The organism is Caballeronia sp. INDeC2, assembly GCF_023631325.1.
GTDB lineage: Bacteria > Pseudomonadota > Gammaproteobacteria > Burkholderiales > Burkholderiaceae > Caballeronia.
Map to the genome: position 1 here is coordinate 651,995 of NZ_JALQDG010000003.1, position 13,936 is coordinate 665,930.

A 13,936-nucleotide genomic window follows, 5' to 3' on the forward strand; every position below is an offset into this window, starting at 1 on the left:
TCAAACAGACTGACGCTTTACGCGCGCACCGTGCCTTCCGGGAACGTATCGTCCATTTCCGCGGCCTCGCGATGGCCACGCAGGATTGCGTGCGCTTCCGACTTCGACGCCACGGCCGGCGGCGAACCCTTCAGCGGCTTCTTCGCTGTTTCGTGCAGCGCGAGCACCGACACGATACCGATCAGCGACGCGCCCATCAGATAGTACGCGGGCATCATCAGGTTGCCGGTCTTGTCGACGAGCCATGCCGTGACGAGCGGCGTCGTGCCGCCGAAGAGCGACACCGACACGTTGAAGCCGATCGCGAGCGCGCCGTAGCGGATCTTCGTCGGGAAGAGGGCCGGCAGCGACGACGGCATCACGCCCGTGAACGTCGACAGCAGCGCGCCGAGAATCATCATGCCCGCGAAGATCGACGGCACCGTGCCCATGCGGATCAGCGAAAGCGCCGGAATCGACAGCACCAGGAGGCCGATACAACCCGCGAGCATCACGGGCTTGCGGCCGATCGTATCCGACAGGCGGCCGGCGAAGAGCGTCAGCGGCATCATCAGCACCATCACGACGAGCACGATGAAGAGGCCGTGCGTCTCGTTGAACTTGAGCGTCGCCGACAGATAGCTCGGCAGATACGAGAGCGCCATGTAGTCGGTCACGTTGAAGATCAGCACGAGGCCCACGCATTGCAGAAGCGGCTTCCATTGCTGGATCAGCGTCTCGCGGAACTGCTCCTTCGTGGTCTCGTGCGACACCGCTTCCGCCTTCTCGGCTTCGCGCTGGAACGCCGGCGTTTCTTCGAGCTTCATCCGGACGTACAGACCGATCAGGCCGAGCGGACCGGCGATCATGAACGGAATGCGCCAGCCCCACGAGAGCAGTTCGCGCTCCGACATCACTGCGGTCAGCACCGCGACGACGCCCGCGCCGAGCACATAGCCGACGAGCGTGCCGAACTCTAGAAAGCTCGACATGAAGCCGCGCTTTTTGTCCGGCGAGAATTCGGCGATGAAGGTCGCTGCTCCACCGTATTCCCCGCCCGTCGAGAAGCCCTGCACGAGACGCGCGACGAGCAGCAGGACCGGCGCCATCACGCCGATCGACTCGTAGCTCGGAATCAGGCCGATACAGAAGGTGCCGACGGCCATCATGATCATCGTCATCGCGAGCACGCGCTTGCGGCCGATGCGGTCGCCGAGCGGGCCGAACACCATGCCGCCGATCGGGCGCACCAGGAACGCGGCCGCGAACGTGCCGAAGGTCGCGAGCAACTGCGCGGCCGGGCTGCTCGACGGGAAGAACACCTTGCCGAGCGTCACGGCGATGTAGCTGTACACGCCGAAGTCGAACCATTCCATCGCGTTACCGATGGCCATCGCGCCGACCGCGCGCTTGAGCAGGGATTGATCGACGATGGTGATGTCGTCGAGAGTGAGATCGGACTTCTGACTCGATGAATCGCGTGTGCGCCAAAGGCCCTCGTGAAGAGAAGACATAGTTCGAAAAGCTCCGTGTTCGATCCCGAGAACTCGCGGAGAGCTTCGGGCGCGCCGTCATCGAGACAGCGCGTATTGCCGGGACAGTGCAGTTTCGCGACGGCGCCGCTATGCGTTGCGGAAAACGGACGCCAACGGCTCCGCGCAGCATCCTGAATGAGGCAGATGCTGAAAAAAAGCGAACGCGGTGCCGGTGCTTCGCGGTGGGTCGCGAAATTGCACTCGGATGAAACAAACGAATTTGACGTGCGGACGGCGAACCCGGCGTGGAAGCTGAGTTGTCGCGGGTGGGCCGCGACGTCGGCGAAAAAACAGCCTGAGACGAAAAAGGCCGGCGTGAGTCTGGCAAACCAGCTAGTAAACCGACGCGCCTCTTTGTATAAAAACTGTCACTACCGCGATGTGCCCGATAAGCGATGCCCCGGACTCATGCGCGTGAATGATGGTGAATTACTGTTGATAACGAACACGATGATAACACGATGACAGAAGATGTGCAAACCGGCCGCTCTTGGCCGGTTGCGGCGGCCGCCCGAATCCCATTTTGGCTATAGGATTGCACCGAATTGCAGGCCATTCCTCCGATGGTCCAATCGGAACATTTGCGCCTGCGCAGGCAACAAAAAACCGGCCCGCGGGCCGGTTCTTGCCATGCGGTCAAGCCACCATCTCAGCTTTGCGGCGGAACGTAGCCCGTAGCCGTGTCGGCGCCTTCGCCGAAGAAATATTTCTCGGTCTGCTTGAGGAGGTACTGGCGCGCGCGCGGATCGGCCATGTTCAGGCGATTCTCGTTGATGAGCATCGTCTGCTGCTTGAGCCAACCCTGCCAGGCTTCCTTCGAGATCGTTTCGTAGATGCGCTTGCCGAGCTCGCCCGGCAGCGGCGGAAAGTCGAGTCCTTCGGCTTCCTTGCCGAGCTTCGCGCATTGAACCATTCGGGCCATTGTGAGTTTCTCCTCTGTATCGGGGGGCGAAGCGCGGTTCGCGCTTCTCAAATCGGATTCAAAGCTGTTTCATCAGGACGAGCGACTTGCGCTGCCAGTTGTAGAGGCGCCGACGATCTTCGGGAAGGTCGTCCACGGTCACCTTTACGAAGCCGCGTTTCAGGAACCAGTGCTCGGTGCGCGTCGTCAGCACGAAGATACGCGTGAGGCCGCGCGCCCGCGCACGCTGCTCGATGCGTTTCAGCAGGCGCTCACCGTCGCCCGAACCTTGCGCTTCCGGCGCGACGGTCAGGCACGCCATCTCGCCGATGCGCTCCTGCGTGTACGGATAGAGCGCCGCGCAGCCGAACAGCACGCCATCGTGCTCGATGACCGAGAAGTGATCGATATCGCGCTCGATCTGGTGACGTCCGCGCCGCACGAGCGTGCCATCGCTTTCGAGCGGCTCGATCAGCGTGAGAATGCCGCCGACGTCGTCCGGCGTCGCTTCGCGCAAGCTTTCGAGGTTCTCGTACGAGATCATCGTGCCGACGCCGTCGTGCAGGAACAGTTCGAGCAGCACGCTGCCGTCGAGCCGGTACGGAATGATGTGGCCGCGCGCCACGCCGCCGCGGCACGCGCGCACCGTGTGCTTCAGATAGAACGCCGTGTCGCCTTGCAGCTCGCCGCTTTCTTGCAGGCGATAGGCGTCGTCGAGCGACATTTCGCGGATGAGCTCGTTTTCCGAATCGACGAGCCCGGGAATTTCGGTCACGAAGATGATCTTGTCGGCGCGCAGTGCGATGGCGGCGGCGGACGCGACGTCTTCCATCGACAGATTGAACGCTTCGCCAGTCGGCGAGAAGCCGAGCGACGACAGCAACACCAGCTTGTTCGACGCGAGCGACTGGCGGATGGAATCGCCGTCGATCTTGCGCACGACGCCCGTGTGCTGAAAATCGACGCCATCCAGAATGCCGACCGGCCGCGCCGTCACGAAGTTGCCCGACACGACGCTGATGTGCGCGTGCGCCATCGGCGTGTTCGGCAAGCCCTGGCTGATCGCGGCCTCGATGTCGAGACGCACTTCCCCCGCGGCTTCCTTCGCGGATTCGAGCGCGCGGGCATCGGTGATGCGCAGGCCGTGCGAGAACGACGATTCGACGCCGTGCAGGCTCAACTGCTCGTCGAGTTGCGGGCGCGAGCCGTGCACCAATACGACGTGAATGCCCATTGCGTGCAACAGACCGACGTCCTGCACGAGCGCGTTCAGACGACCTTCCTGCACCAGCTCTCCGCCGAACGCCACGACGAAGGTTTTGTTCCGGAACGCGTGAATATACGGCGCGACGGAGCGCATCCAGTCGACGAACTGAGCGTGGAGATCCGGCGCTTCGGGCTCTGCTGCCAGAGGCGACGCGGTCATCGTGAGGTCGGTTTGGGAATTCATCCCGGGATTATAATGCGACGCTATGCCGAATGTTTCCCGTCCATCACGTCCCGATCAGGCGGGCAAGTCCCAGTCCGCCGATAAATCCCTCGATACACAGGAGCAGTTGCGACAACTGCGTGAAAATCTGCTGCGCGGCGCGCAGGAGGGCGGGGGGGCGTCCAGAGATTCCGGAGACGCCGCGGGACTGAGCAAGAAGGAACTCGCCGCGCGGCGGTTTGCGGGCGGGGCGTCTGCTGCGCCGGCGTTTGCGTCGAGCGGTGAGCGTGGCAAGGCCGGCAATGTGACGAGCGGGCAGAGTGGTACGGCGGCAACGAAACGACCGCCGACGGCCCAGCAGCCACAAGCTGCACAGCCTGGCCGCGATCGGGCGAAGCCGAAGGCCGCGCTTTCCGCGAAAGCGGATCGTGCTCCGGCGCGCGAGCCGCGTTCCGAATCTCAACAGCCTACGGCCGCGAAACGCGATGAGGCTCGTCGCGCACAAGACGCGCGTTCGTCGCGCGAGCCGCGTTCGGAATCTCGGCAGGCTGCGCCTGCAAAGCGCGACGACGTTCGCCGCGGAGAAGACGCCCGTCCGCCGCGCGAGCAGCGTTCCGAACCTCAACAGCCCGCGCCAGCGAACCGCGACGAACCGCGTCTGCCGCGCGACGGACGTCGCGTACCGACCAAAGCAGCCGATACACGCGGAACCGACGCCCATCGCGCCGAACGTCGAAACGAACGTCCCGCGGCCGACGCGCGCCGCGAGCCCGTCGGCTCAGCGCCGGCCGCCAAACGCGAGCCACACGAACCCCGCCCGCCGCGCACTCCACGCGTCGTCACCCCAAACCCGATCCCGCCGATCACCTTCCCCGAAGCGCTGCCGGTCTCCGCCCGGCGCGAGGAAATCGCGCGCGCGATCGCCGGAAACCAAGTCGTCATCGTCAGCGGCGAAACCGGCTCGGGCAAGACCACGCAACTGCCGAAAATCTGCCTCGCGCTCGGACGCGGTCTCGGCGCGGGCGGCAGCGGCCTCATCGGTCACACGCAGCCGCGCCGTATCGCCGCTTCGGCCACGGGACGCCGCATCGCCGAAGAACTCGGCACGCCGTTCGGCGAAGTCGTCGGCTACAAGGTGCGCTTTACGGACAATCTCGCGCCGGGCGCCTCCGTCAAGCTGATGACCGACGGCATCCTGCTCGCCGAAACGCAGACCGATCCGCTGCTCAACGCGTACGACACGATCATCATCGACGAAGCGCACGAGCGCAGCCTCAACATCGACTTTCTGCTCGGCTATCTGAAGGAAATCCTGCCGAAGCGCCCCGAGCTGAAGCTGATCGTCACGTCGGCGACCATCGACGCCGAGCGTTTCGCGCGCCATTTCGGCAGCGACGACAAGCCCGCGCCGGTGATCGAAGTAAGCGGGCGGCTGTATCCGGTCGAAGTGCGCTATCGGCCGATCGAGGAAGAAAGCGAGGCGATCAAAAACGCGCAAGGCACGCTGTCAAAGCGCAACGACCGCAAGACCGATCGCGATCTGATGGAAGCCATCGTCGATGCCGTCGACGAACTGTGCCGCGTCGGCGCAGGCGACGTGCTCGTGTTCCTGCCCGGCGAGCGCGAAATCCGCGACGCCGCCGAGGCGCTTCGCAAGCATCATCCGCCGCACACGGAAATACTGCCGCTCTTCGCGCGCCTCTCCGCGCAGGAACAGGAGCGCGTGTTCAGGCCGTCGAACGCGCGGCGCATCGTGCTCGCGACCAACGTCGCGGAAACGTCGCTGACGGTGCCGGGCATTCGTTACGTCGTCGATACAGGCATGGCGCGCGTGAAGCGCTATTCGTATCGCAACAAGGTCGAGCAGTTGCAGATCGAATCGATCTCGCAGGCGGCGGCGAATCAGCGCGCGGGCCGCTGCGGGCGCGTGGCCGATGGCGTCTGCATCCGTCTCTACGACGAAGCCGACTTCCAGTCGCGCGTGCGCTTCACCGATCCGGAAATCCTGCGCTCGTCGCTGGCGTCCGTGATTCTGCGCATGAAGTCGCTGCATCTGACGGCGATCGAAACGTTCCCGTTCATCGAGCCGCCGCCGGGCCGTGCGATCGCGGACGGCTATCAGCTGCTGAACGAACTCGGCGCCGTCGATGACGACAACGCGCTCACGCCGCTCGGCCGCGAACTCGCGCGCCTGCCGCTCGATCCGCGCGTCGGCCGCATGATCCTCGCCGCGCGCGATCATCATGCGCTTGCGGAAGTGCTGATCATCGCGTCGGCATTGTCGGTGCAGGATCCGCGAGACCGGCCGATCGAGGCGCAGGAGCAGGCGGATCAGGCGCATCGCCAGTTCGTCGACGAGCGCTCCGAGTTTCTGCAGTGGACGCGCATCTGGAAGTGGTTCGAGGACGCCGTCGCGCACAAGAAGTCGAACAAGCAGCTCGCCGATGCGTGCCGCGCGAATTTCCTGTCGCATCTGCGGCTGCGCGAATGGCGCGACGTGCATTCGCAATTGCTGACGGTCGTGCGCGAGCACGGCTGGCGTTTGAACGAATCGGATGCGACGTTCGAGCAGGTGCATCTGTCGCTGCTGACCGGGCTTCTCGGCAACGTCGGATTGAAAGCCGACGACGAGCCGCATTATCTCGGCGCGCGCGGCATCAAGTTCCATCTGTGGCCGGGCTCGGCGCTCCTGAAGAAGGCGGGGCGCTGGGTGATGGCGGGCGAGCTCATCGAAACGAGCCGGCTGTACGCGCGCACGATCGCCAAGATCGAGCCGGAATGGCTGGAAACCGTCGGGGCGCATCTGCTGAAGACATCGCTTTCCGATTCGCACTGGGAAAAGAAAGCCGCGCAGGTCGTCGCCTACGAGCGCGCGACGCTGTACGGGCTGACGGTCTACGCGCGCCGGCGCGTGAGTTTCGGCAAGCAGGACCCGAAATACGCGCGCGAGCTGTTCATCCGCGGCGCGCTCGTCGAAGGCGAATTCGATACGCGCCTGCCTTTCTTCGCGCACAACCGCAAGCTCGTCGCCGACATCGAGCAGCTGGAGCACAAGTCGCGTCGCCAGGACGTGCTCGTCGACGATGAACTCATCTACGGCTTTTACGATTCGCTGATTCCCGAAGGCATGTGGACGGGCGCGGCGTTCGAGCGCTGGTATCGCGACGAGCAGAAGAAGGAGGGCAACGAAAAGCTCCTTTTCCTGTCGCGCGACGACCTGATGCGCCACGAAGCCGCCGGCGTCACGACCGACCTGTTCCCGAAGCGCATGACGATGTCGGGCATCGAAATGTCGCTCACGTATCACTTCGAGCCGGGCTCGCCGCGCGACGGCGTCACGCTCGCGGTGCCGCTCTACGGGCTCAATCAGGTCGATGCGCGCCGTGTCGAATGGCTCGTTCCCGGCATGATCAAGGAGAAGGCGCAACTGCTGCTGAAGTCGCTGCCGCAGAAACTGCGCCGCCACGTCGTGCCGTTGCCGGAGTACGCGGCGGGTTTTGCCGAGCGTCATGCCGGGCCGAAATTCGGCGCGGGCGCGCTCGTCGATTCGCTCATCGCCGATATTCGCGAGCAAACGCAATTCGCCGTGAAAAGCGCGGATTTCAAGCTCGAAACGCTGCCCGCGCATCTCTTCATGAACTTCAAGGTGATCGACGAGCACGGCCGCCAGCTCGCGATGGGCCGCAATCTCGCGCAGTTGCGCGCGGAACTGGGCGGCCAGGCGCAGCAGCAATTCCAGAAGCTGACGTCGGCTGCGGCGTTCGATGCGCTCTCTGGAGAGTCGGAATCGGCGCCGCAAACGCAACCGGCAGGCGTCGGCACCGCGCTTTACGAAAACCTCACCACCTGGAATTTCGGCAAGCTGCCCGAACTGCTGGAAATCCGCCGTCGCGGACACAAGCTCTTCGGTTATCCGGCGCTCGTCGATCGCGGCACGCATTGCGACGTCGAAGTGTTCGATTCGCCCGAGGAAGCGGCGCGCATTCATCGTGGGGGATTGCGGCGGCTGTTCGCGCTGCAACTGCGCGAGCCGATTCGCTATCTGGAGAAGAATCTGCCGGGCTTGCGCGAAATGTCGATGCAATACATGGCGCTCGGCACCGCCGATGAATTGCGCGACCAGATCGTCGAGACGGCGCTCGATCGCGCGTGCCTGCAGGACCCGCTTCCCGATGACGACAGTAGTTTCCACGCCCGCCGCGACGCCGCGAAGGGCCGCCTGACGCTGCTCGCGCAGGAGATCGCGCGGCTCGTCGGCGCGATTCTGGCCGAATACGCCGCGCTCGCGAAAAAGCTGGCGCAGGCGAAGACGTTCACATCGGCGTATGCGGACATGCAGGCGCAACTGAGCGCGCTCATTAGCAAGCGCTTCGTCATCGACACGCCGTATGCGCAGCTCGCGCATTTTCCGCGCTATCTGAAGGGAATCGGGCAGCGCATCGACAAGCTCAGAGCCGATCCAGCCCGCGACGCGCGTCTTGCCGCCGATCTGCAGCCGCTCGCGCAGCACTACCAGCGCGCGATTTCGCAGCGTGGCGGGGTCGCGGATGCGCGGCTTGCCGAGTACCGCTGGTTGCTGGAAGAACTGCGCGTGTCGCTCTTCGCGCAGGAATTGCGCACGCCGATGCCGGTGTCGGTGAAACGGCTCCACAAGGTCTGGGAATCGATGCAGCGCTAGGCGGTGGCCAGGTGGCGGCTAGAACGCGGCGCAACCTGCTATTTCTTGCTCCGGTTCAGCGTATTGCGCAAAAAGCCGCACCCGGTCAACCCGCCGCGCGAAGCAAACGTTCTACAATGACGCCTGCCTTCCGAAGCCTATTTTCCATGCGCAATATTTTCCATAACGGCCGCATCCGCGCGGCCGCCGCACGCGCGGCGCTCGCCGCCGGCGCCGCTCTTGTCGCCACCGCAGCGTTTGCCAACAACATCATCGTGCTCAATTCGGCGGAAGCCACGCTGAGCCTCATCGACGAAAACACGCGTCAGGTCGTCGGCACCGTGCCCACCGGCAAGGAACCGCACCATCTGATGCCCACGCCCGACAACTCGTCGCTGATCGTCGCGAATTCGGTGTCGAACAATCTGATGTTCGTCGATCCGAAAACCGGCGCGTTCCAGCGCTGGGTGCAGGACATCGAGGATCCGTATCAGATCGGCTTTTCGCCGGACAAGAAATGGTTCGTGTCGACGGGCCTGCGCCTCGATCGCCTCGACATTTACCATTTCGACGGCAAGAACGTGAGCCTCGCGAAGCGCCTGCCGCTCGCGACGATGCCGAGCCACATCGCATTCACGAACGACAGCTCGACCGCGTTCATCTCGCTGCAAGTGTCCGGTGAAGTCGCCGCGATCGATCTGCCGACGCAGACGGTGAAATGGAAGATGAAGGTCGGCAAGGTGCCCGCGGGCGTCTGGCTCACGCCGGGCGACAAGTATCTGCTCGTCGGCATGACGGGCGCGGACTACGTGGCCGTGGTCGACTGGCGCAACCAGAAGGTCGTCAAAACCATCACGACGGGCAAGGGCGCGCACAACTTCCGCTCGATGGCCGACGGCAAGCACGTGCTGGTGTCGAATCGCGTCGCGAACACGATCAGCATCATCGACGAAGACTCGCTCACGAACGTCGGCGATATCACCGGGCTGCTGCCCGGCCCGGACGACATGGAACTTTCCGCCGACAAGAAGTATCTGTGGGTTACGTTCCGCTTCGCGAAGCACGTCGGCGTGATCGATCTCGCAAATCGTAAGCTGATCGAAACCATCAAGGTCGGCCGCTCGCCGCACGGCATCTACTTCTACAACCGCGCACCGGTGACGGCGCCCAACGGGGCGTAAGCGGAGGAAGAGGGCGCGCCTGCCGCGCCCTATACTACGATTGAGGAAGGGCCGGCGCACCGGACGGCCGCACGCACCACGGAGCATCATGTTTCATTCGATTCTTTCGTCGCTGGACGGTCTCGTTTCCTGGCTGCAGACGCTTCTTTATGTCGATGTCGTGCAGCCGGCGCTGTTCAAGATCGGCATGATGGATTACGACGAGGACACCTACGACGCGCTCTACTGGGTGATCGTCGGCGTCCTGGAAGTGCTCGCGATGTACGCGATCCTGCGCCCGCTCGAAGCGTTGCGCCCCGCGGAGCCGTGGCAGGACCGAAAGGGCGTACGTGTGGACGTGCTGTACACGTGGATCGTCAAGCTCGGCATTCTGAATCTGTTTTTCTTTTTCACGTTCCAGCCGCTCTTCGATTCGATGCAGAGCTGGCTGCGCATCCACGACGTGCCGAATCTCGAGATCGACAACCTGTGGCCCGGCGTCACCACGCAGCCGCTCGTCACGTTCGTCATTTATCTGCTGATACTCGATTTCGCGGGCTACTGGTATCACCGGCTGGAGCATCGCTTCGGCATCTGGTGGGAACTGCATGCGGTGCATCACAGCCAGCAGAAGATGTCGCTCTGGACCGACGATCGCAACCATCTGCTCGACGACGTGCTGCAGGCGAGCTTCTTCGCCTGCGTCGCGCTCGTGATCGGCGTGGAGCCGTCGCAGTTCGTCGTGCTCGTCGCCATCACGAATTTCATGCAGAGCGTGCAGCACGCGAACATCCGGCTGCATTTCGGCTGGCTGCTCGATCGCATCGTCGTGAGTCCGGCGTTTCATCGCCGTCATCACGCAATCGGCTTCGGTCACGAGGGGACGATCTACGGTTGCAACTTCGGCGTGCTGTTCTCGTTCTGGGACATCCTGTTCCGCTCGGCATCGTTCAACCGTACCGTCGAGCCGACCGGCATCCGCGACCAGCTCGGCGCACCGGGCGTGAAGCCGGTCCATTATGGCGACGGTTTCATCGAGCAGCACTGGCTCGCGTTCAAGCGTATCGCCGCGCGCCTTTCCTCGGGTCGCGCGGGCGCGTCTCCTTCGGACAACTCGGCGGCCGTCTGAACGTTCCGTCAAGACCAGCGCCCGTGTGCGGCGCTGGTTTATCCTGTCGGTTCCTCTTTCTTCTACTTCGAATCACGCATGAGTGACTTGCTGCGTTCGTTCGTGCGCGCGCTCGCGAACGTCTTTCATCCGCGCATGCTCTGGCTGACGCTGATGCCCTTCGGCGTCGCCACCGTGGTCTGGGGCTCGATTCTCTGGTTTTTCTGGCAGACGCTCACGGGCGCAGCGAACGGCTGGCTCGACGGCTGGGCGCTTACGTCCGCGATGTACCGCCTCTTCGATACGGTCGGCTTTTCGTCGCTGCACGCGGTGATCGCGCCGTTCCTCGTCGTCATCATGACGGTGCCGCTGATCGTCGTCACGGTGCTGCTGCTGATCGCGACGCTGTCGATGCCCGGCGTCGTCAAGCTGCTCACGCGGCGGCCGAAAGGGCATTATTCCTCGCTCGAAGAACGGCGCGGCGGTTCGTGGTACGGCAGTCTCGGGCATTCGGTGGTGACCACGGTCGTGTGTCTCGTGCTGCTCGTCGTCACGCTGCCCTTGTGGCTGATTCCGCCGTTCTTCGCGTTGATTCCGCCGCTGCTGTGGGGCTGGCTGACCTATCGCGTCATGACTTACGACGCGCTCGCGCTGCATGCGAGCGTCGAAGAGCGCCGCGCCATCACGCGCGATGCGCGGTGGCCGTTGCTCGGCATCGGCATCGTGAGCGGCCTGCTGAGTTCCGTGCCGACGATGCTCTGGGCGTGGTCCGTATGGCTCTTGCCGCTCTTTCCGGTCGTCGCCGCCGTGACGATCTGGGCGTATGCGTTCATCCTCGTGTTTTCCGCGCTGTGGTTCGCGCATTACTGTCTGCACGCGCTCGAGCGCCTGCGCGCGAGCGCGCCGCGTTATCCGGCGATCACGGTCGAATCCCGCGACGTTTCACTGTAAGAACAAAGGGGCATTCATGGGCATTGGCGTCATCATCATCGGCGACGAGATCTTGTCCGGCCGCCGCACCGACAAGCATCTGCCGAAAATCATCGAATTGCTGAGTGCGCGCGGGCTGGCGCTCGACTGGGCCGAGTATGTCGGCGACGATCCCGCGCGCATCACCGCCACGCTCGCGCGAACCTTCGCGTCCGGCGATATCGTCTTTTCGACGGGTGGCATCGGCGCGACACCGGACGATCACACGCGCCAGTGCGCGGCGGACGCGCTGGGCGTGCCGCTGGCTTTGCATCCGGAAGCGGCGGAGCTGATCCGCGCGCGCATCCGCGATATGGCGGAGCAGGCCGGCAAGCCGGTGGAGCTGGAGTCGCCGGAGAATCTGCATCGGTTGAACATGGGGACGTTTCCGCAGGGCGCGGAGATCATTCCGAACAGCTTCAACAAGATTCCCGGTTTCTCGGTCGGCGATCATCACTTCGTGCCGGGCTTTCCAGTGATGGCCTGGCCGATGATCGAGTGGGCGCTCGACACGAAGTACGCGCATCTGCACCACGCGACGCCGCGTGTCGAGCGCTCGCTGCTCGTGTTCGGCCTGCCGGAATCGCGCATCACGCCGCTGATGGTCGCGATCGAGCGCGATTTCGAGGGCGTGCGCGCATTCAGCCTGCCGAGCGTGGGCGATGCGGCGCGCGGTGCGCTTTACGCGCGCTCGCACATCGATCTGGGCGTCAAGGGCGATCCGGAACAGGCGAACGCGGCGTTCGAGGTGCTGCGTGAAGGCGTGATCGCGCTGGGCGGCGAAGTCGTGGAAGTGCCGCCAGAGGAAGCGAAGTGACGTTGCTGGAAGTCATCGCGACCACGGTGGCCGATGCGCGCGCGGCGCAACGCGGCGGCGCGAACCGGCTGGAGCTCGTCACCGCGATGGGCGAGGGCGGACTGACGCCGAGCATCGGGCTGATCGAAGCGGTGGCCGAGGCGGTCGAGATTCCGGTGAATGTGATCGTGCGGCCGCACAGCCGCTCGTTCGTCTACGATGCCGACGACTTGGCCGTCATCGTCCGCGACGTGCGCGCGATTGCGAAGACGCGGGCGAATGCGATCGTCGTCGGCATGCTGAACGCGCATGGCGATGTCGACACCGACGGCCTCGCGCGCGTGATCGAAGCGGCGGATGGCTTGCCGCTCACGTTTCATCGCGCATTCGACGAAGCACGCGATCTCTTCGCCGCTTTCGACACGCTCTTGACCTTCGATGCCGTGACGAACGTGCTGACCTCGGGCGGCAAGCCGTCGGTGCTGGACGCGCAGGCGACGATCGCAAAGCTCGTCGCAAGGGCTGCGGGAACGCGCTGCACGGTGCTGGCGGGCGCCGGGCTGACGGTCGATGCAGTGAAGCCCTTCGTCGCGTCGACGGGCGTGCGCGCGGTGCATTTCGGCTCGGGCGTGCGCGCGGATGGAAAGGGGCTCGCGCCCGTCGATGAAGCGTGCGTCAGGCGCGTGCATCAACTGCTGAATCAGGAAGTCGCCAGCCCCGAGGGTTGATGACGCCTAAACCGGCGGCTTCGAAGGGAGATGTGTCGCGAGTCGCCACGGTCATTTCATGCGCGCCGGCGACGGCGGCGATGAAGCCATCGGCCGAGGCGATGCCTCGTGCTTCGGCCCGTGCCTTCGTCGTCAGATCGGCGTAGCTTCGGGCGCAGTCGCCATCGAAGGGCAATATGCGCGAAGCCATGAGGAACAGCAAGCCTTCTTCGAGCTTCGCGCCGAGAGTCGCGCGTCGCTTGCCTACCGAAAGTTGCACGACGTCCCACCGGAGTCCGCGACCGAGATGGCAGACAAAAATAGCGTTTCGACCGGCTGTGAATCGAGCCACTCGACGACATTCACGTCCGGCGCCAGACGAAGCAGCTCGGAAATGACGTTGGTATCCAGCAAGATCATTCGAAGCTCACGGGCCTGGCTGGCGTCCGGTCGCGAATATCTTCGAAGATGGCAAATTCGTCGTCGCTCAGTCCCGCTTCACCGCCGTATCCGACGAGAAACGTACCCGGCCGCACGCGGCCAGCCGGTTTCACGCAGCTTCCAATATGCCGCGCACCTCCGCCTCCGTACTCCGACCGCGCTCGGCCGCGCGAATGCGCAAGGCGCGGTGCACTTCGCCTGGAAGATTGCGTACAGACGGCATCGCCCTCTCGTTCCCCATCTTGAATGCGGTT

Annotated in this window: 9 protein-coding genes and 2 pseudogenes; 6 read left to right on the forward strand and 5 right to left on the reverse strand. The window is 64.2% G+C overall.

Going from position 1 to position 13,936, the window contains the following annotated elements:
* Positions 1–17: 17 nt before the first annotated feature.
* The 3 genes from proP to argA form a co-directional block, all read right to left on the reverse strand.
* Positions 18–1,493 (reverse strand): glycine betaine/L-proline transporter ProP, encoded by a 1,476-nt coding sequence (proP, locus tag NCS28_RS04825; protein ID WP_250512720.1) that lies wholly within the window; start codon positions 1,491–1,493, stop codon positions 18–20.
* Between the two features lie 670 nt (positions 1,494–2,163).
* Entirely contained in the window at positions 2,164–2,436 is a 273-nt protein-coding gene (locus NCS28_RS04830) for an oxidative damage protection protein (protein WP_044041255.1), read from the reverse strand.
* 58 nt (positions 2,437–2,494) lie between these two features.
* On the reverse strand, positions 2,495–3,865 hold the full coding sequence (gene argA, locus NCS28_RS04835) for an amino-acid N-acetyltransferase (protein WP_250512721.1): 1,371 nt from the start codon (positions 3,863–3,865) through the stop codon (positions 2,495–2,497).
* Between the two features lie 22 nt (positions 3,866–3,887).
* Here argA and hrpA point away from each other — a divergent pair, with 22 nt between their 5' ends.
* The 6 genes from hrpA to NCS28_RS04865 all read left to right on the forward strand — a co-directional run bounded on the left by hrpA (position 3,888) and on the right by NCS28_RS04865 (position 13,262).
* Positions 3,888–8,522 (forward strand): ATP-dependent RNA helicase HrpA, encoded by a 4,635-nt coding sequence (gene hrpA / locus NCS28_RS04840; RefSeq protein WP_250512722.1) that lies wholly within the window; start codon positions 3,888–3,890, stop codon positions 8,520–8,522.
* Between the two features lie 146 nt (positions 8,523–8,668).
* Positions 8,669–9,682: a YVTN family beta-propeller repeat protein gene (locus tag NCS28_RS04845; protein WP_250512723.1), complete on the forward strand. Its 1,014-nt coding sequence runs from the start codon at positions 8,669–8,671 to the stop codon at positions 9,680–9,682.
* Between the two features lie 88 nt (positions 9,683–9,770).
* A complete protein-coding gene (locus NCS28_RS04850) occupies positions 9,771–10,790 on the forward strand; it encodes a sterol desaturase family protein (RefSeq protein ID WP_250512724.1) in 1,020 nt (339 codons plus the stop codon).
* A gap of 78 nt (positions 10,791–10,868) precedes the next feature.
* Positions 10,869–11,720 (forward strand): EI24 domain-containing protein, encoded by an 852-nt coding sequence (locus tag NCS28_RS04855; RefSeq protein WP_250512725.1) that lies wholly within the window; start codon positions 10,869–10,871, stop codon positions 11,718–11,720.
* Positions 11,721–11,736: 16 nt separating this feature from the next.
* Positions 11,737–12,555 carry a competence/damage-inducible protein A gene (locus tag NCS28_RS04860; protein ID WP_250512726.1) on the forward strand — a complete coding sequence of 273 codons (819 nt, stop codon included), beginning with the start codon at positions 11,737–11,739 and terminating at the stop codon, positions 12,553–12,555.
* Complete coding sequence (locus NCS28_RS04865; protein WP_250512727.1) at positions 12,552–13,262, forward strand: copper homeostasis protein CutC; 711 nt, start codon at positions 12,552–12,554, stop codon at positions 13,260–13,262. Before NCS28_RS04860 ends, NCS28_RS04865 begins: the two co-directional genes overlap by 4 nt.
* Here the strand turns inward: NCS28_RS04865 and NCS28_RS04870 are convergent.
* Both NCS28_RS04870 and NCS28_RS04875 read right to left on the reverse strand, forming a co-directional pair.
* Positions 13,210–13,661, reverse strand: a pseudogene (locus NCS28_RS04870) (type II toxin-antitoxin system VapC family toxin). The gene NCS28_RS04865 and the pseudogene NCS28_RS04870 sit on opposite strands and share 53 nt — an antisense overlap.
* A pseudogene (locus tag NCS28_RS04875) lies at positions 13,658–13,923 on the reverse strand (FitA-like ribbon-helix-helix domain-containing protein). The pseudogenes NCS28_RS04870 and NCS28_RS04875 overlap by 4 nt, the downstream one beginning before the upstream one ends.
* Between the last annotated feature and the right edge of the window lie 13 nt (positions 13,924–13,936).

Excerpts from the sequence above, each read along its gene's own strand:
- NCS28_RS04855 (WP_250512725.1), top strand. The coding sequence starts at position 10,869 with ATGAGTGACTTGCTGCGTTCGTTCGTGCGCGCGCTCGCGAACGTCTTT.
- argA (WP_250512721.1), bottom strand. The coding sequence starts at position 3,865 with ATGAATTCCCAAACCGACCTCACGATGACCGCGTCGCCTCTGGCAGCA.
- NCS28_RS04845 (WP_250512723.1), top strand. The coding sequence starts at position 8,669 with ATGCGCAATATTTTCCATAACGGCCGCATCCGCGCGGCCGCCGCACGC.
- hrpA (WP_250512722.1), top strand. The coding sequence starts at position 3,888 with ATGCCGAATGTTTCCCGTCCATCACGTCCCGATCAGGCGGGCAAGTCC.
- NCS28_RS04830 (WP_044041255.1), bottom strand. The coding sequence starts at position 2,436 with ATGGCCCGAATGGTTCAATGCGCGAAGCTCGGCAAGGAAGCCGAAGGA.
- NCS28_RS04850 (WP_250512724.1), top strand. The coding sequence starts at position 9,771 with ATGTTTCATTCGATTCTTTCGTCGCTGGACGGTCTCGTTTCCTGGCTG.
- NCS28_RS04860 (WP_250512726.1), top strand. The coding sequence starts at position 11,737 with ATGGGCATTGGCGTCATCATCATCGGCGACGAGATCTTGTCCGGCCGC.
- proP (WP_250512720.1), bottom strand. The coding sequence starts at position 1,493 with ATGTCTTCTCTTCACGAGGGCCTTTGGCGCACACGCGATTCATCGAGT.